Source organism: Citrobacter sp. wls711 (genome assembly GCF_005281055.1).
GTDB lineage: Bacteria > Pseudomonadota > Gammaproteobacteria > Enterobacterales > Enterobacteriaceae > Citrobacter > Citrobacter gillenii.
Map to the genome: position 1 here is coordinate 59,146 of NZ_SZXC01000025.1, position 16,531 is coordinate 75,676.

The window sequence follows — 16,531 nt, forward strand, 5'->3', positions numbered from 1 at the left end:
GGCCAAGAGTTAGCGGACGTTGGCGCAGGTCAGGCAGAACGCATAACGGTTCTGCGGGTCGTTAAACGCGGCCAGCTTATCACTTTCGGTTTTTACCACGCTTGCCGCAGAGGCCAGTGGTGCCGGGAGCATGGCCTGAATGGCTTCTGGTAGCATAGCGCGAACGGAACCAGACATGCTGTCCATGACCATATCAACGAACGTGGGCTCGTCCTGATAATACTCAATGTGCCATTGTTTCAGTTTCGCCAGTTCTGCCGCTTTTGCTACAGCGTCGTCGAAATCGCCGAGACTGTCGACCAGACCATTCGCTTTTGCATCCTGACCGGTCCAGACGTGGCCCTGGGCGATTTTATCAATCTGCTCTGGCGTTGTCTTACGTGCATCCGCGACCAGCGTGATGAAGCGCTTATAGCCGTTCTCGATGCTCAGTTGCATCATCTGCTGCACTTCCGGCGGTAACGCTTTGGTGACGGAAATATCGGCCAGCGGCGAGGTCGCCACGCCGTCGGTATGTACACCAATGGAATCGAGGCTGTTTTCAACGGTGTTGATCACGCCAAAGATGCCGATGGAGCCGGTCAGGGTGCTGGGGTTCGCCACAATGTAGTTTGCCGGGGTTGAGATCCAGTAACCGCCGGATGCCGCCATGCCGCCCATGGAAACCACCACCGGTTTACCCGCCGCTTTTGCTGCAGCCAGCTCAGCGCGGATCACTTCCGAGGCGCTGACGCTGCCGCCTGGGCTGTTAACGCGCAGGACAATGGCTTTTACCTTCGGATCGAGACGCGCTTCACGGATTTGTGCTGCAGTGGTGTCGCCGCCGACGTTCCCCGGTGTTTCTTCTCCATCCATGATCGCGCCATTGGCGAAGACTACGCCAATGCTGTCACCGGTATCCGCCGGGGTTTTTAGCGTGTAATCGTAATAGCTGACGGCACTGTAGTTCTTCTCAGTTTTGCTCCAGCCAAACTGTTTAGTCAGCAGTTTTTCCACTTCAGCGCTGGAGGCGAGAGCATCGACCAGTTTATTGTCGAGGGCGTACTTCGCGGTGTCGCCACCCACTTTCGTCAGGCCGTCAAGCATCGCCTGTGCGCCAGGGAACACTTGCTGCGCCGGGATCTGGCGGTTAGCGGCAACGGTATCGAGATAGTTCTGCCACAGCTCGCCAATCCAGCGACTGTCGGCTTCACGTGCGGCCGGGGACATATCGTCGCGAATAAACGGCTCGACGGCGGACTTATAGGTACCGACGCGGAAAACGTGGGTGGAGACTTTTAGTTTATCCAGCAGAGACTTGTAATACAGACCGTTGGTCGCAAAGCCGTGCAGGTCAACCGAACCCTGCGGGGAGAGCCAAATTTTGTTGGCAAAGCTTGCGAGGTAATACTGTCCCTGGCTGAAGTTATCGCCCACGGCAAATACCGGTTTTCCACTGTCGCGGAATTCGCGCAGTGCTTTGCCGATATACTGCATGGACGGCTGATCGGCCCCGGCAAAGTTTTTTAAATCCATCACGATGCCGGTGATGTTACGATCGTCTTTTGCCTGGCGAATGGTGTTAACGATATCGAACAGTGAGTTTTCTTGCAGGCGATCGGAACTGGCGCCAAACAGCTGACGTCCGATGACGCTTAAGCGGCTGGTGCTCGAGGGCTTATCGACAATAACGCCGGAGATATCGAGCAGCAGTGCGCCACGCTCCGCGTGTTCGCTGGAGGTGCTACTGCTGACCTGCATCCAGATCCCCACGCCCACCAGGACCAAAAAGATAAAGAACAGGTTCAGTACACATTCGCGGACGAAATTCAGTATTCGCCACGTCCATTTAAAAATTCCGGCAATAAAACGCCACAGGGTTCGCATGTATTCTCCCTACCGATGAACAACACGCCCCCCCCGTTTTAGCGGAGAAGACGTTAAGATGTGGCTATCGTAATGACCCGGCAGGCAATTGTCAGCAGGAATCACCGCCGGCGCTGTAACAAAATCCGCTCACGTGTTAATTTTGTGAACAAATTTCATTGTTGGAGTTAAGCAAATGGATGCACTCGAATTACTTCTTACCCGCCGTAGCGCCTCTCGTCTTGTTGAACCCGCTCCCGTGGGGGAGCAACTGCAAAATATCCTGCGGGCGGGGATGCGCGCCCCGGATCACAAATCGCTGCAGCCGTGGCGTTTCTTTGTGATTGAAGGTGCAGGGCGTGAGCGTTTTAGCGCCGTGCTCGAAAAAGGGGCTATTGCCGCAGAGGGCGACGAAAAGGCTGTCGAAAAAGCGCGTACTGCGCCGTTTCGTGCCCCGCTGATTATTGCAGTAGTGGCAAAATGTGAAGAAAGTGACAAGGTTCCGCTGTGGGAACAGGAAATGTCAGCGGGTTGTGCGGTAATGGCCATGCAAATGGCGGCGATTGCGCAAGGCTTTGGCGGGATCTGGCGCAGCGGTGCATTAACCGAAAGTGCAGTGGTGCGCGAGGCATTTGACTGTCGTGCGCAGGATAAAATTGTCGGCTTCCTCTATCTGGGCACGCCACAGCTTAAAGCGTCCACCACGATTAACCCTGCCGATCCGAGCGCATTCGTCCAGTATTTTTGATTTCAGCGGCTAAACTGTCTGGATTATGAGCAAAGACACCCGAATTCAGACAGTCACTCTTACCACATCATGGAATGAGCGCTACCATAGCCCGATTGCAATGACAGGAGATGTCCATGAGCGAGCACGCTATTCGTTTAACGCAATACAGCCACGGAGCCGGTTGCGGTTGTAAAATTTCCCCCAAAGTGCTGGAAACCATCCTGCACAGCGAGCAGGCGAAATTTGTTGATCCGAATTTACTCGTGGGGAATGAAACCCGCGACGACGCGGCCGTGTACGATCTGGGTAATGGTACCAGCGTTATCAGCACCACCGATTTCTTTATGCCGATTGTCGATAATCCGTTTGATTTTGGCCGCATCGCCGCGACCAACGCCATCAGCGATATCTTCGCGATGGGTGGCAAACCGATTATGGCTATCGCGATTCTGGGCTGGCCGCTCGATAAGCTGGCACCGGAAGTCGCCCGTGAAGTGACCGAAGGCGGGCGTTTCGCCTGTCGCCAGGCCGGCATTGCGCTGGCGGGTGGTCACTCTATTGATGCCCCGGAGCCGATTTTTGGTCTCGCTGTAACGGGCGTGGTCCCGACCGAGCGCGTGAAGAAAAACAGCACCGCAGAAGCGGGATGCACGCTGTTCCTCACCAAGCCGCTGGGCATTGGCGTGTTGACCACCGCCGAGAAAAAATCGCTGCTTAAGCCTGAGCATGTTGGGCTGGCGACGGAAGTGATGTGCCGCATGAATATTGCGGGCGCAGCGTTTGCGGACATTGAAGGTGTGAAAGCCATGACCGACGTGACCGGTTTTGGCCTGCTGGGACACCTGAGCGAAATGTGTCAGGGCGCGGGCGTTCAGGCGCAAATCGTTTACCAGGATATTCCAAAACTGCCTGGTGTTGAAGAGTACATCGCGCAGGGCGCAGTGCCGGGCGGTACGCAGCGTAACTTTGCCAGCTACGGGCATCTGATGGGTGAGATGCCGCAGGCGGTACGAGACCTGCTGTGCGATCCGCAAACCTCCGGCGGCCTGCTGCTGGCGGTAACGCCGGAATCTGAGGCTGAAGTGAAAGCGGTTGCCGCGCAGTTTGGCATTGATCTCACCGCGATTGGTGAGCTGGTTGAAGCACGTGGCGGTCGCGCCATGGTTGAGATCCGTTAATTCGATGCGGTTGTTTATTGCCGAAAAACCGAGTCTGGCGCGCGCGATTGCCGATGTGCTCCCTAAGCCACATCGCAAAGGTGATGGCTTTATTGAATGCGGAAATGGGCAAGTGGTGACCTGGTGTATCGGTCACCTGCTTGAACAGGCGCAGCCAGACGCCTACGACAGTCGCTATGCACGCTGGAGTCTGGTCGACTTGCCGATTGTACCGGAAAAGTGGCAACTGCAGCCGCGTCCCTCCGTCACCAAACAGCTCAACGTCATCAAGCGCTTTCTGCATGAGGCCAGTGAAGTCATTCACGCGGGAGACCCCGATCGTGAAGGACAGCTGCTGGTCGATGAAGTGCTGGATTACCTGCAACTGGCGCCGGAAAAGCGGCATCAGGTACAGCGGTGTCTGATTAACGACCTTAACCCACAGGCGGTGGAGCGGGCAATTTCTCGTCTGCGCGCCAACAGTGAGTTCATCCCGCTGTGCGTTTCGGCGCTGGCGCGGGCGCGTGCCGACTGGCTGTACGGCATTAATATGACGCGCGCCTATACCATTCTTGGGCGTAACGCGGGTTATCAGGGCGTGCTGTCCGTGGGGCGTGTGCAGACGCCGGTGCTTGGTCTGGTGGTGCGCCGTGATGAAGAGATTGAAAACTTCGTCGCCAAAGATTTCTTTGAGGTCAAAGCGCATATCGTCACACCTGCCGACGAGCGGTTTACCGCTATCTGGCAGCCGAGCGAGGCGTGTGAACCTTATCAGGATGAAGAAGGGCGCTTACTGAACCGTACGCTGGCGGAGCATGTGGTGAAACGCATCAACGGTCAGCCAGCGATAGTCACCAGCTATAACGATAAACGGGAATCAGAATCCGCACCGCTGCCGTTCTCATTGTCGGCGTTGCAGATTGAAGCCGCTAAACGCTTCGGACTGAGCGCGCAAAACGTGCTCGATATCTGCCAGAAGCTGTATGAAACCCACAAATTGATTACCTATCCGCGTTCTGATAGCCGCTATCTGCCGGAAGAACATTTTGCCGGTCGCCATGCGGTGATGAATGCGATTAGCGTGCACGCTCCGGATTTATTTCCGCAGCCTGCGGTCAATCCCGATATGCGTAATCGCTGCTGGGACGATAAAAAGGTTGATGCGCACCACGCGATTATTCCCACTGCGCGCAGTTCATCCATCAATCTGAATGACAATGAAGCCAGGGTGTACAACCTGATTGCGCGTCAGTATCTGATGCAGTTCTGCCCGGACGCGGTATTCCGCAAGTGCGTCATTGAACTGGATATTGCGAAAGGCAAATTTGTTGCTAAAGCCCGTTTCCTGGCGGAAGCCGGGTGGCGTACGCTGCTGGGTAACAAAGAGCGCGACGAAGAAAACGACGGCACACCGTTGCCGGTGGTGGCTCGTGATGACGAACTACTGTGTGAAAAGGGCGAAGTGGTGGAACGCCAGACCCAGCCGCCGCGCCATTTTACCGACGCGACGCTGTTGTCGGCGATGACCGGGATAGCACGGTTTGTGCAGGATAAAGATCTGAAAAAAATCCTGCGTGCCACCGACGGACTGGGAACGGAGGCTACGCGTGCGGGGATTATCGAACTGCTGTTTAAGCGCGGGTTCCTGGTGAAAAAGGGTCGCTATATACACTCGACGGATCCCGGAAAGGCGCTGTTCCATTCGCTGCCCGAAATGGCGACGCGTCCGGATATGACCGCGCACTGGGAGTCGATCCTGACGCAAATCAGTGAAAAGCAGTGCCGCTATCAGGACTTTATGCAGCCGCTGGTGGACACTCTGTATCAGCTGATTGACCAGGCTAAACGTACGCCGGTACGCCGGTTCCGCGGGATAACCGCGCCGGCTGGCGCGGAGAAGAAAAAGAGCGCGCCGCGAAAACGCCCGGCGAAAAAAAGCCCGCCTTCAGAGGAGGCAGGCCTGTAATGCGGTCATGCCTGATGATTAAATCACACCCTGGCCCAGCATCGCGTCGGCAACTTTCACGAAGCCAGCAATGTTGGCGCCTTGCACGTAGTTGGTTTGTTTGCTTTCACCACCGTACTCGACGCAGGCGTGGTGAATATCCAGCATGATGTGGTGCAGGCGCGCATCCACTTTCTCCGCTTTCCAACCCAGACGCGCGGCGTTCTGCGCCATTTCCAGGCCTGATGTCGCCACACCACCGGCGTTGGCGGCTTTACCCGGCGCAAACAGTACGCCCGCTTCGAGGAACAGATCGGTGGCTTCGATGGTGGTCGGCATGTTTGCGCCTTCCGCCACGGCCTTGACGCCGTTGGCAATCAGCATCTGCGCAGCGTCCACATCCAGTTCGTTCTGCGTAGCGCACGGCAGGGCGATATCCACCGGCACTGACCACGGTTGCTTACCTTCCAGATAGGTCAGGCCAAACTCACGGGCGTAATCCGCCACGCGGCCATCGCGGCTGTCTTTAATGGCACACAGACGCGCCAGTTTCTCTTTCGTGAAGCCACTCTCGTCAACCACGGTACCGCTGGAGTCGGAGGCGGTCACCACGCGGGCACCAAACTCCATGGCTTTCTCAATGGCGAATTGCGCCACGTTACCTGAGCCGGAAACGGCGACACGCATGCCTTCAAAGCCCAGACCATGGCGCTTAAGCATTGCTTCGGTGAAGTACACCAGGCCGTAGCCGGTCGCTTCCGGGCGGATCAGACTGCCGCCGAACGACAGACCTTTACCGGTAAAGACGCAGGCGCTGTTGTTGGAGAGTTTTTTCATCATCCCGGCCATAAAGCCGACTTCACGACCGCCCACGCCGATATCACCCGCGGGAACGTCAGTGTCTGGCCCTAAATGACGGAACAGTTCGGTCATCAGGGACTGGCAAAAACGCATCACTTCGCCTTCGCTTTTGCCTTTTGGATCGAAATCGCTCCCGCCTTTACCTCCGCCCATCGGCAGCGTGGTGAGGGCGTTTTTAAAAGTCTGCTCGAAGCCAAGGAATTTCAGGATCGACAGGTTTACCGACGGATGGAAACGCATGCCGCCTTTGTAAGGACCAATCGCCGAGCTAAACTGTACACGCCATGCGCGGTTAACCTGTACCTGATTACGATCGTCCAGCCAGACCACGCGGAACTGGATCACGCGCTCAGGTTCAACCAGACGTTCCAGCAATGACATTTGACGATAGCGCGGGTTTTGTTCGAGGAACGGCCACAGCGTCGTCATGACCTCACGAACGGCTTGCGCGAACTCGGTTTGATTCGGGTCGCGCTTTTGCACATGGTTGAGAAATGACGCCAAAGAACATGTCTGATCCATAGATATAAGAACCTCTTATGTATTGATATGGTTATATTTTTGATGTTTATGTTATGTGTTGTGCAGTTTTTGACTATAACATCAGCAGTGTGACGGGACGCAAGAAAAAATTAACCCCGCTAAGGAAATTAATATTGCGGCGTAGGTCATAACCAAAAACGATGCGGGAAGGGACTAAAGTTTCTGCCGGTTTATACCGTTATACTGAGCATAGAGGTCAGTTTAAAAGGAAAGAGTATGCGCCGTTCTATCATGGCAGGTGCGCTGGTTTTGCTCTCCAGCACGGCACTGGCAAATCAGCTTTATCGCCCGGATGTGCAGGTTAATGTGCCGCCAGAAGTGTTCAGTTCCAGCGGTCAGCGGGCGCAGCCCTGTAATCAGTGCTGCGTTTATCAGGATCAAAACTATTCGGAAGGCGCGGTAATCAAGGCTGATAGCGTGTTGTTGCAATGCCAGCGTGATGAGAAAACGATCGGCACTAATCCGCTGGTCTGGCGTCGCGTAAAAGAATAAACGCCTGTAAGAGCGGGATGTCGGCAGGCGCCAGCGGATACGTCAGCGCCTCTTCAGGTAGGCACCACACCAGTTGCTGATGCTCGTGCGCGTGCAGTTCGCCCTGATAATCTGGCACATGCCAGGCATGCAGATGGATAATCCGGCCTGATACTTCGCGTTGATGGCTGGCAACGTACTGCCCAACAACCGCCTCAATGCCGAGTTCTTCGTGCAGTTCACGCCTCAGCGCCTGCGGCTGGCTCTCGCCGGGCTCTACCTTACCGCCCGCAAACTCCCACATACCCGGCTGATCCGTATGCGCCGGGCGCTGAGCGAGTAATATTTTGCCATCACGTTCAAGGATAGCGGCGACCACGTCGAGGGTTTTCATCATATTCATCAAGATCTAACAGCAGAAAGTGACATACTATCGCTATCTTTGTTTTATCTAAAGTATTCAGGAGTCACCGTTGAACGATCCTCAGGCGTGGGTAAAACCGTTGACGCGTATCCCTTCCAGTTTGAAACCGCTTGTCGCGACGCAGAAAAAACATTACGGCGACGTGCTGCATCCCACGCGCTGGTGGGGGCGTATGCCGTTTCTGTTTTGGCTGGTCGCGCTGTTTGTCGGATTTCTGGAGCGTAAACGGGCGCGATTAACCCCGGTGATGCGCGCGCTGTTGATGACGCGGGTGTCGCAGGTGTGTCATTGCGCGTTCTGCGTGGATGCCAACAGCTTACGGCTGGCCGAACGCAGCGGGGCGCTGGATAAAGTGTTACAGGTGGCAAACTGGCAATCGTCTGCACTGTTTAGCGCAGAAGAGCGCGTGGCGCTGGCCTATGCGGATGCGATGACCTCCACGCCGCCGCGCCTTGATGATGCGCTGAAGACGCAAATGCAGCAGCATTTTACCGATGACACGATTACCGAAATGACCGCGCTGATTGCCTTTCAAAATCTCTCGGCACGCTTTAACGCCGCGCTGGATATTCCTTCGCAGGGATTGTGCGACAGTTTCAAAGGACGGCCACATGCTTGACCGCCATCTTCATCCGCGGTTAAAACCGCTGTTACATCAGTGCGCTCGCATGATTGATAAGCCCGGTATTTCGCCGGACGGTCTGACGCTCTTCGGTTTCGCTATTGGCGTGCTGGCCTTGCCGTTTCTGGCATTAGGCTGGTATTCGGCGGCGCTGGTCGCCATTGTGCTTAATCGTCTGTTTGATGGGTTGGACGGCGCGCTGGCGCGGCGCAGGGGACTGACCGATGCCGGCGGATTCCTCGATATTTCACTCGATTTTCTGTTTTACGCGCTGGTGCCGTTTGGCTTTATTCTGGCGGCACCCGAGCAGAATGCGCTGGCGGGCAGCTGGCTATTGTTTGCGTTTATCGGCACTGGCAGCAGTTTCCTGGCCTTTGCCGCGTTGGCGGCGAAGCATCAGATTGATAACCCCGGTTATGCGCATAAATCGTTTTATTATTTAGGTGGGTTGACCGAAGGCACCGAGACGATATTGCTGTTCGTGCTGGGCTGTCTGTTCCCTGATTATTTTGCCGTGCTGGCGTGGATATTTGGTGCGCTGTGCTGGCTGACAACGTTCACGCGGATCTGGAGCGGATACCTGACGCTGAAATCGATCCAGCGTCAGGAATAATCAGCGATTACTTGCTGGCGTCCGGGCCACGCTCGCCGCTGGCTACCGGGTTCTTCGGATTGCTGCTCCACTCGAACCAGCCACCGTCGTACACCGAGACGTTTTTCCAGCCCATCGCACGGGCGTACATAAACGTCTCCGAGGCACGCCAGCCGGTACCGCAGTAGAAGGAAACCTGCTGATCCGGCAAGATGTTCCACTGTTTCCACATTGCGGCGATATCGTCTGCGCTGCGCATGGTGCCGTCCGGGTTATGGAAATCTTCCATATGCGTGGAGTCGCTGCCCGCATGACCCCAACGCGCCCCCGCAATTTCACCTTTTGGTTTAATGTAGCTGTAACCGCTGGTGGTGCCGACAAATTCCGGCCACGAACGAATGCTGACCAGCGACGCATCCTGACGATGCAGCAGGCCACGCGCCTGTTCCATATCCAGCATCAGCTGCGGCTGTGCAGGGATCGTCGCGCCAAAATCAGGCTCCGGTTTAACCGTCGGTGCCGTGCCGCGTTCGACCGGTAATCCTGCGTCGGACCACGTCTGCCAGCCGCCGTCGAGCAGGCGAACATCTTTCACGCCCGCGTACAGCATGATCTGTGCGACACGCGCCGCCGCATAGACATCACGGCCATACAAAATCACCGTCGTGTCATGACGAATACCGTGTTTAGCCAGCATCGCTTTGAGCTGCGCGTCGGAGACTTTGTTCCACAGCGGTTCGCTTTCGACTTCGTTGGTATCAATGTATCCGGCACCCGGAATATGACTGAGCAGATAGAGCTTCGGTGCCCCCCAGGCCGCTTCAATGACTTTCCAGTCACCGGCCGGTTTGGCGGTGACGGCTTTGCCTTGTTGCAGGTCGTGTAGCCACTGCGGATAGACCAGCTGTTCGAAGTGCGGTAGGCGCTGCAATCGCGCGGGATCCTGCAGTGCATCGCTGAGCGTGGAAAGCTGGCTAAAGCCCACTTTCTGCAGACGCGCTTTAACAGCCTGCATGTCGCTTTCGCTGCCATACAGCGCTACCGGTGCATCGGTTTTTAACTGATGTTGCTTAACCCAGGCGGTGAGTTGCTCGTCGTTCATGTTGTCGAGCCAGGCGGCAGACAGGTTCAGGGCGGCAGGTTCATGGCCGGAAGGGCCATTAAGCGATTGCGGCCAGCCGTTATAAAACGCACTTTGACGGGTATCGATTGCCGCGCCTTGTTGCTGCTGTAACTGGTGGAGGGTGAGCGTCTGTGCTGTTTCAGCAGCCCAGGAAGAAGCGCAAGCGAGCCCTAAAGCCAGTGCCAGCGCGGTCATTTGAGAAACACGTTTCATCGAATAGCCCGACGTTGAAAAAAAGAAGACGACATTCTGTGCCGCCAGCCTGATAAAATCATTGCGTTAACGCAGCATATCGCCACATTCACGCCCAGTTTGCCATCTGCAAAACGCGGCCCGCGGGCGGAACGTCCTGCGCGTCATGGGTAACCTGCACCACGGGAATACCCAGCTTGCGCACTTCGGCAAAGACCCACTGGCGAAACGCGTCGCGAAGCGAGGTGTCCAGTCGGCTGAAGGGCTCATCCAGCAGCAGCGCCAGCGGTTGTGCCAACAGCGCGCGCAGCAGGGCGATACGCGATCGCTGCCCGCCGGAGAGTGACGCCGGATCGCGATGATAAAACCCCGCCAGCCCGGCACGCTCAAGGGCGCGCTCGACCTTATCTCGTCTGGCCGATCCTTTCAGACTTGCGGGGAGTGCCAGCAGCAAATTTTGCCCCACGCTGAAATGGTCGAACAGCAGGGCATCCTGGAACAAAATGCCAATCTGGCGCTGCGCCGTGGGCAACGAGTCGATGCGCCGGTCGTTAAGCCACAGCTCGCCACTCGCCTGAAACGTTGGAGAAAGTGCGCCAATCATCCACGAGAACAGCGATGATTTGCCGCTGCCGGAGGGGCCCATAATAGTGACAATGTCACCTTTGTTAACCTCGAAATTGGCCTCGTTGAGCAGAACGCAAGGCCCCAGATGTAGCGAAACATTTTTCACAATTAGCATTAGCGGAGTCCTTGTCGACAGCGGCCAACCCATGCGGAGAGTAATGCTGACAGTGCGAAAACCAACAGCGGCAGCAGCAGTTGCCAGAGCGCCTGTGACGCAAGCCGTGCCGCGCTGCCGCCGCTGCTCAATGCCACGGCCTCGGTGGTCAGCGTGGGGAAGCGTCCGGCCCCTAACCACAGGGTCGGCATATACTGGGCGATACTGACGGAAAAGCCCACCGCGAAAGCGATCAGCGCGGGGCGCAGCAGCAGCGGGCATTTCACCTGCCAGAAGATGCGCTCCCGCGACCAGCCCAGCGTCTGCGCAATCAACATTAACCGCGGATCAATTCGCTGCCACGCCGGTTTGAGGATAAACAGCATCCACGGTGTGACCCACAGCAAATGTCCCCAGACAACCGTCAACAACTGACCATCCAGCTGTGCGTGTAGCGCCAGCGTATATTGTCCGGTGACCAGCGGGAGAGCAGGCAGGATAATCGGCAGCCAGACCCAACGATGTCCGCGCTGTGGTCCCCATTCCAGCCATAGCAACAGCGTGATTAATGCCAGTGCGCTGGCAATCATTCCCACTTGCAGGCTGGTGAATAACGTCTGGCTATCGATGAATGAATACTGTGCAACCAGGGCCAGAACCAGCAGGCAGAGTACGCCGCTTACGGGCACCAGTTGCGCCAGTGAGCGCCCCAGTGGATAGGATGAAAAACGCTGGCGCTTCCCGCTAATCCCCGGCAGGGTACGCCGCCAGCTGCGCCAGAGTAGATAACCAACCAGCGCATACACACACAGCAGCAGTACCAGCAGCAGGCTGGCGAGCGAGCCTTTTATCTGTTGGTCGGCATCGCCCTGAGTGAGCCATTGCCAGCTCAACACCGCAAGCGTTGGCGGATTGCCCGGACCCAGCACGATCGCCACATCCACCGCCGACAATGACCATGCAGTGGCCGCCAGCATCACTTTCCCCAGTGCCGGTGCGATGGCGGGTAAGACCAACCAGTTGAGGCATTGCAGGCGGCTATATCCCAGCGAGTCCAGCACGGTCACCTGCCGGGCAAGCTGCTTTTCACTGAGCAGGGCCGAGAGTACCCATAACAAAAAAGCGCTCTCTTTGACGGCTAGCGTCAAGCCCAGACCGATCCCGTAGCGGTCAGCCTGCGGGGTAAGAAAAGGCAACACGCGGTACAGCAGACCGCCTTCGGCAAACAACAACAGGACGCTGGTGGCAAACGCGACGTGCGGAATCGCCAACAGCCACGGCAGCCGGGTGCACAGCCGCGCCCAGCCCGCGCCGGGCCACATGGCGAGGATCGCCAACAGGGCAATGACCAACGCACCGAGGGTCGCCAGCGTCACGGAAACCAGCGTCGCCATCAGCGCCTGCGGCAGCTGGGGATCGGCAAACAGCGCCAGCCAATGAGTGATGGAGAGCGCAGGTGTGAAAAGTGCGATGGCGGCAGGTACCAGCGGCAAATAAATCACCGCCATGACGCCCCATATCAGCAGGATTAATGCGTACCGTAACGGCGTAGCCATTCTTGTTCCAGTACGTTTACCCAGGCCGCATGGGGTTCAGGAAGCACGGTGGGTAGTCCTTTGGGGATCCGTGCCTGCAGAGCTTCACGTTGTGCCGCAGGTAATTTTTGCGGATCGAGAACCGAAGGGTCGCCCCAGTAGGCGGGATCGGCTTTACGCAGTTGCGCCTCCGGAGAGAGCAGGAAATTGGCGACGACTTTCGCCCCTGCACTGGCGCTGGCGTTCGCCGGGATCGTGACAAAATGCACGTTGCCAATCATGCCTTGCGTAAAACCAAAGCTGTAGCTGTTTTTGGGTAATTCACCGCTGGCCACTTTTTGTTGCGCGTGCGCGGGGTTAAAGGTCAGCGACAAGCGCAGTACGCCGTTGTTCAGCAGCGTATCCATTCGTGCGGGCGTAGGCGGGAAGTCTTTACCTTCACGCCATAAAAACGGATGCAGCGTGTCAAGATACTGCCACAGCGGAGCCGTAACATCAGCGAACGTCGCGGTATCGGGCGCCATTTTCAACGCTTGTGGTTGGGTAGTCAGCGCCATCAGCAACTGCTCAAGAAATGCAGTCCCGGTAAAATCCGGGGGGCGCGGGTAGGTCACCGAACCAGGATGCGCTTTGGCAAATGCCAGCAGCGCCTGCGGGGTTTGTGGTGGCTGTTCGGTCACATCACGGTTAGCGATAAAAGTAAGCTGCGCGCCTCCCCACGGTGACTCGGCTCCCTCTGTAGGGATGGAGAAGTCTTCGCTGACAGGCTGCAGGGTATCAACGTAGCGCCAGTTGGGCAGCGTCTGCGCCCACTGCGTTTGCAGCAGGTTTGCCTCTTTCAGCGTACGGAAGTTTTCACCGTTCACCCACAGTAAATCGACAGAGCCGCCGGTTTTACGCCCGGAAGCGGCCTCTGTTTGAATACGCTTAACCGCGTCGGCAGCATCGGCCAGACGCACGATTTTCAGGTTAATGGCGTAATGTGTTTTCATCTCGCCGCTTACCCAGTCGAGATATTGGTTCACTGCGTTATCGCCTCCCCAGGCGTTGAACCACACCGTCTGGCCACGGGCGTCGTTTTTGATCTGCTGCCAGCTGTGATCCTGCGCGAAGGTCGCCAGCGGAGAAAACAGCAAACTCAGGCACAATAAGCAATAACGCATACACTCTCCAGTTGTTAAGGGGGGCCTCAGACGTGTTTTCTGTGCCGTTCAAGATAAATGCTTCTCGCCACGGAGATAACCACAGTCAGCGCAAATAATACAAATAGCCCGGTCACGAACCAGAATGTTCCTCCGGTTAACAGGCTGCCGGCCCAGGAATAGACGAGAGTCGCGGGTAGCTGACCGACGCCGGTGGCGAGGAAAAAATGACGAAAGCGGATCGATGTCAGACCGGCGGCGTAACTAACCGGATCAAAGGGAACGAAAGGTAACAGGCGACAGACCAGAATAGTGTGTTTGCCGTAGCGTGCAAAAAAGGCGTCCATGCTATTCAACACCGTTTTTCCGGTCAGCTTTTCCACCGTGCTACGACCAAAAACACGGGCGATGAAAAAGCATAGCGCCGCGCCAGCCATTGCGCTGGTCCAGGAGAGTACGCCTCCCCAGAATGCGCCGAACAATGACGCATTGGCAAAGGTGATCACAAACGCCGGAAGCGGGGCGATAATGGCTTGTAAGATCATTAAGCAAAACGATACCACCGCAGCCTGAGCACCGTATGACCGAATGAGATTTTCAATGGCGAGCTGGTCAACCGTGGCGAATGCCGCCAGGCTGTGACTGACAAAATCACTGACGCCGGGCACCCATACCCAGGCGATCGGCGCCAGCAGTAACAGGAGAATCAGCCCGGTTCGGCAATAGCGTATGACGTGCGTTTTGTTCAGCTTCATGATTTATCGGCTAACTCACGTTGGACAGAGGGATCAATACGCTTCACGCGGGCCCAGGCTTTGGCTGCCTGTACCAGGGTAAATAAAATAATGCCAGCAATACTGAGTTTAACCATAAACGCCAGGGTGATGCCGTCGCTGACGAGTTCATGCGACATGAGCGTATAGATGAACAGGCCGGGGAAGGTGGTGAGTGCAGAAATGACGGTGAATGACCAGAATGGGATGGCGGTCAGCCCGTAGGCATAATTTTGAATGTTGTACGGGAATAACGGCACCAGGCGGGTGAGGATCAGAAAATCGCTACCGCTTTGAGCAATGCCTTTTTCTATCGCCTGGAAGGTGGCCGTATGCCCGACATATTTCAGCAGCAGATCGCGACCCAGCCAGCGGGCAAGTAAGAACGACAGCGCCGAGGCCACGGTGGCTGCAAACAGCGATACAAGCGTCCCCACCAGCGGGCCAAACAGGATACCGCCGACGATCACCAGCATGCTGCCGGGTATCAAACACAGCGCAGCGACGATAAACAGCAGAATGTACAGCACGTAGCCGTATATGCCGCTCTGGCGGATGAGATCTTGTAAAAGGTGGAAATGGGTTATCAGGCCACTCAGGCCAGAATAATGGAGAACGCCCACCAGGACACAGAGGAGTAGCGCAACGATCAGCAGTCTGTATTCTGCTTTATGCGAACTTCTTTTTCATGGGGTCTCCTGTAATACCGAGGGTAATAACGCGTTTCGCCAGCGAAAGTGCGCGCGAAGATATAATAAATCCCCGTTGGCAACAATGTATTACCGTGGTTTTTTTGATTTTGCTCAGGCTACACCGACTCTCCAGGCAAGGCCCGGAGAGTGACAACGCTCAGGCGATCAGACGCGGAATTTGGCCCATACCGGCGCATGGTCGGACGGTTTTTCCATACTGCGGATCTCATAGTCGATGCCGGTTTCTTCGCAGCGCTCCGCCAGCGGGTTGCTCGCCAGCAGCAGATCGATACGCAGACCACGGTTATCGTCAAAGCCTTTTGAACGGTAATCAAACCACGAGTACTGGTCGGCGGTGTCCGGATGTGCGTGACGGAACGTGTCCACCAGACCCCATCCCATCAGTCGTTCCATCCACTCACGCTCTTCCGGCAGGAAGGAGCACTTGCCGGTACGCAGCCAGCGTTTGCGATTCTCTTCACCAATGCCGATGTCCAGATCGGTCGGGCTGATATTCATATCTCCCATGATCAGCACCGGATTGTCGCGCTTCAGTTCAGTCTCCAGATAGTTTTGCAGGTTCTGATAAAACGCGGCTTTGGCCGGGAACTTCTGCGGGTGGTCACGGCTTTCGCCTTGCGGAAAATAGCCGTTAATCACGGTGATATTCCCCAGTGGAGACGGGATTTCGGCCATGATAATACGGCGCTGAGCTTCTTCGTCATCGTTCGGGAAGCCACGACGCACCGAAATGGGCGTTTCTTTCGTCAGCAGCGCGACGCCGTAATGGCCTTTTTGACCGTGATAGAAAACGTTGTAACCCAGCTTTGCGACCTCTTCGAGAGGGAACATGTCATCGTGGACTTTTGTCTCCTGCAAGCCGATCACATCCGGTTGGTGTTTTTCGACAATGGCTGCCAGTTGATGAGGACGGGCACGCAGGCCGTTGATATTAAAAGAGACAAATTTCATAGTCGCTGCCACTTTGCAAGATGAATAGTGCAAGGATGGTAGCAGAATTTCCGCAGGCTGACTGCTTCTTGTCACCTGATTCCAACAATGATTGCTAATGGCGTTAACGATGGGGCAAAAACTGCACTGTTTTGGCGCGATACGCGTCAGAATGGGGCAATAATTTCCGAAAAATTTCGTATACGATCACA

16 protein-coding genes are annotated in these 16,531 nt (G+C 56.2%); 6 read left to right on the plus strand and 10 right to left on the minus strand.

The genetic code is table 11. The features are described from left to right. Nucleotides 1-9 precede the first annotated feature (9 nt). Nucleotides 10-1,866: a signal peptide peptidase SppA gene (gene sppA / locus FDW98_RS10110; RefSeq protein WP_096757297.1), complete on the minus strand. Its 1,857-nt coding sequence runs from the start codon at nucleotides 1,864-1,866 to the stop codon at nucleotides 10-12. Nucleotides 1,867-2,041: 175 nt separating this feature from the next. Between sppA and FDW98_RS10115 the strand changes: the two genes are divergently transcribed. The 3 genes from FDW98_RS10115 to FDW98_RS10125 all read left to right on the plus strand — a co-directional run bounded on the left by FDW98_RS10115 (nucleotide 2,042) and on the right by FDW98_RS10125 (nucleotide 5,698). Then, complete coding sequence (locus tag FDW98_RS10115; RefSeq protein WP_096757296.1) at nucleotides 2,042-2,593, plus strand: NAD(P)H nitroreductase; 552 nt, start codon at nucleotides 2,042-2,044, stop codon at nucleotides 2,591-2,593. 116 nt (nucleotides 2,594-2,709) lie between these two features. Beyond that, complete coding sequence (gene selD, locus FDW98_RS10120; protein WP_096757294.1) at nucleotides 2,710-3,753, plus strand: selenide, water dikinase SelD; 1,044 nt, start codon at nucleotides 2,710-2,712, stop codon at nucleotides 3,751-3,753. 4 nt (nucleotides 3,754-3,757) lie between these two features. Next, a complete protein-coding gene (locus FDW98_RS10125; protein ID WP_096757293.1) occupies nucleotides 3,758-5,698 on the plus strand; it encodes a DNA topoisomerase III in 1,941 nt (646 codons plus the stop codon). An 18-nt stretch (nucleotides 5,699-5,716) separates the two neighbouring features. Here FDW98_RS10125 and gdhA read toward each other — a convergent pair whose 3' ends face one another. Beyond that, nucleotides 5,717-7,060 carry an NADP-specific glutamate dehydrogenase gene (gene gdhA / locus FDW98_RS10130; protein WP_096757292.1) on the minus strand — a complete coding sequence of 448 codons (1,344 nt, stop codon included), beginning with the start codon at nucleotides 7,058-7,060 and terminating at the stop codon, nucleotides 5,717-5,719. Between the two features lie 237 nt (nucleotides 7,061-7,297). Here gdhA and FDW98_RS10135 point away from each other — a divergent pair, with 237 nt between their 5' ends. Further along, nucleotides 7,298-7,573, plus strand: a complete 276-nt coding sequence (locus FDW98_RS10135) for a YnjH family protein (protein WP_096757291.1) — start codon at nucleotides 7,298-7,300, stop codon at nucleotides 7,571-7,573. Here the strand turns inward: FDW98_RS10135 and FDW98_RS10140 are convergent. Further along, nucleotides 7,539-7,946, minus strand: a complete 408-nt coding sequence (locus tag FDW98_RS10140) for a pyrimidine (deoxy)nucleoside triphosphate diphosphatase (RefSeq protein WP_096759414.1) — start codon at nucleotides 7,944-7,946, stop codon at nucleotides 7,539-7,541. The genes FDW98_RS10135 and FDW98_RS10140 overlap by 35 nt on opposite strands. A gap of 79 nt (nucleotides 7,947-8,025) precedes the next feature. On the opposite strand from FDW98_RS10140, the gene FDW98_RS10145 reads away from it, so the two are divergent. Further along, nucleotides 8,026-8,595, plus strand: coding sequence for a carboxymuconolactone decarboxylase family protein (locus tag FDW98_RS10145; protein ID WP_096757290.1), 570 nt, complete (start codon nucleotides 8,026-8,028; stop codon nucleotides 8,593-8,595). Next, entirely contained in the window at nucleotides 8,588-9,211 is a 624-nt protein-coding gene (locus tag FDW98_RS10150) for a CDP-alcohol phosphatidyltransferase family protein (RefSeq protein WP_096757289.1), read from the plus strand. Before FDW98_RS10145 ends, FDW98_RS10150 begins: the two co-directional genes overlap by 8 nt. Before the next feature lie 7 nt (nucleotides 9,212-9,218). Here FDW98_RS10150 and FDW98_RS10155 read toward each other — a convergent pair whose 3' ends face one another. From FDW98_RS10155 to xthA, 7 genes are all read right to left on the minus strand, one after another. Then, on the minus strand, nucleotides 9,219-10,526 hold the full coding sequence (locus FDW98_RS10155) for a sulfurtransferase (protein ID WP_096757288.1): 1,308 nt from the start codon (nucleotides 10,524-10,526) through the stop codon (nucleotides 9,219-9,221). 88 nt (nucleotides 10,527-10,614) lie between these two features. Next, complete coding sequence (locus tag FDW98_RS10160; protein WP_096757287.1) at nucleotides 10,615-11,247, minus strand: ATP-binding cassette domain-containing protein; 633 nt, start codon at nucleotides 11,245-11,247, stop codon at nucleotides 10,615-10,617. Continuing rightward, nucleotides 11,247-12,782: a thiamine ABC transporter permease gene (locus FDW98_RS10165; RefSeq protein WP_096757286.1), complete on the minus strand. Its 1,536-nt coding sequence runs from the start codon at nucleotides 12,780-12,782 to the stop codon at nucleotides 11,247-11,249. The genes FDW98_RS10160 and FDW98_RS10165 overlap by 1 nt, the downstream gene beginning before the upstream one ends. Then, nucleotides 12,755-13,924 carry an ABC transporter substrate-binding protein gene (locus FDW98_RS10170; protein WP_096757285.1) on the minus strand — a complete coding sequence of 390 codons (1,170 nt, stop codon included), beginning with the start codon at nucleotides 13,922-13,924 and terminating at the stop codon, nucleotides 12,755-12,757. Before FDW98_RS10170 ends, FDW98_RS10165 begins: the two co-directional genes overlap by 28 nt. Nucleotides 13,925-13,950: 26 nt before the next feature. Beyond that, a complete protein-coding gene (locus FDW98_RS10175; RefSeq protein WP_137398845.1) occupies nucleotides 13,951-14,658 on the minus strand; it encodes a TVP38/TMEM64 family protein in 708 nt (235 codons plus the stop codon). Continuing rightward, entirely contained in the window at nucleotides 14,655-15,299 is a 645-nt protein-coding gene (locus FDW98_RS10180) for a TVP38/TMEM64 family protein (RefSeq protein WP_226794642.1), read from the minus strand. The genes FDW98_RS10175 and FDW98_RS10180 overlap by 4 nt, the downstream gene beginning before the upstream one ends. 234 nt (nucleotides 15,300-15,533) lie before the next feature. Next, the gene (gene xthA / locus FDW98_RS10185; RefSeq protein WP_096757283.1) at nucleotides 15,534-16,340 is read right to left on the minus strand and encodes an exodeoxyribonuclease III; all 807 of its coding nucleotides are present in this window, start codon (nucleotides 16,338-16,340) and stop codon (nucleotides 15,534-15,536) included. Nucleotides 16,341-16,531 lie beyond the last annotated feature (191 nt).

Excerpts from the sequence above, each read along its gene's own strand:
- FDW98_RS10135 (WP_096757291.1), top strand. The coding sequence starts at position 7,298 with ATGCGCCGTTCTATCATGGCAGGTGCGCTGGTTTTGCTCTCCAGCACG.
- FDW98_RS10140 (WP_096759414.1), bottom strand. The coding sequence starts at position 7,946 with ATGAAAACCCTCGACGTGGTCGCCGCTATCCTTGAACGTGATGGCAAA.
- FDW98_RS10170 (WP_096757285.1), bottom strand. The coding sequence starts at position 13,924 with ATGCGTTATTGCTTATTGTGCCTGAGTTTGCTGTTTTCTCCGCTGGCG.
- FDW98_RS10155 (WP_096757288.1), bottom strand. The coding sequence starts at position 10,526 with ATGAAACGTGTTTCTCAAATGACCGCGCTGGCACTGGCTTTAGGGCTC.
- FDW98_RS10115 (WP_096757296.1), top strand. The coding sequence starts at position 2,042 with ATGGATGCACTCGAATTACTTCTTACCCGCCGTAGCGCCTCTCGTCTT.
- FDW98_RS10165 (WP_096757286.1), bottom strand. The coding sequence starts at position 12,782 with ATGGCTACGCCGTTACGGTACGCATTAATCCTGCTGATATGGGGCGTC.
- gdhA (WP_096757292.1), bottom strand. The coding sequence starts at position 7,060 with ATGGATCAGACATGTTCTTTGGCGTCATTTCTCAACCATGTGCAAAAG.
- FDW98_RS10160 (WP_096757287.1), bottom strand. The coding sequence starts at position 11,247 with ATGCTAATTGTGAAAAATGTTTCGCTACATCTGGGGCCTTGCGTTCTG.
- FDW98_RS10175 (WP_137398845.1), bottom strand. The coding sequence starts at position 14,658 with ATGAAGCTGAACAAAACGCACGTCATACGCTATTGCCGAACCGGGCTG.
- xthA (WP_096757283.1), bottom strand. The coding sequence starts at position 16,340 with ATGAAATTTGTCTCTTTTAATATCAACGGCCTGCGTGCCCGTCCTCAT.
- selD (WP_096757294.1), top strand. The coding sequence starts at position 2,710 with ATGAGCGAGCACGCTATTCGTTTAACGCAATACAGCCACGGAGCCGGT.
- FDW98_RS10125 (WP_096757293.1), top strand. The coding sequence starts at position 3,758 with ATGCGGTTGTTTATTGCCGAAAAACCGAGTCTGGCGCGCGCGATTGCC.
- sppA (WP_096757297.1), bottom strand. The coding sequence starts at position 1,866 with ATGCGAACCCTGTGGCGTTTTATTGCCGGAATTTTTAAATGGACGTGG.
- FDW98_RS10150 (WP_096757289.1), top strand. The coding sequence starts at position 8,588 with ATGCTTGACCGCCATCTTCATCCGCGGTTAAAACCGCTGTTACATCAG.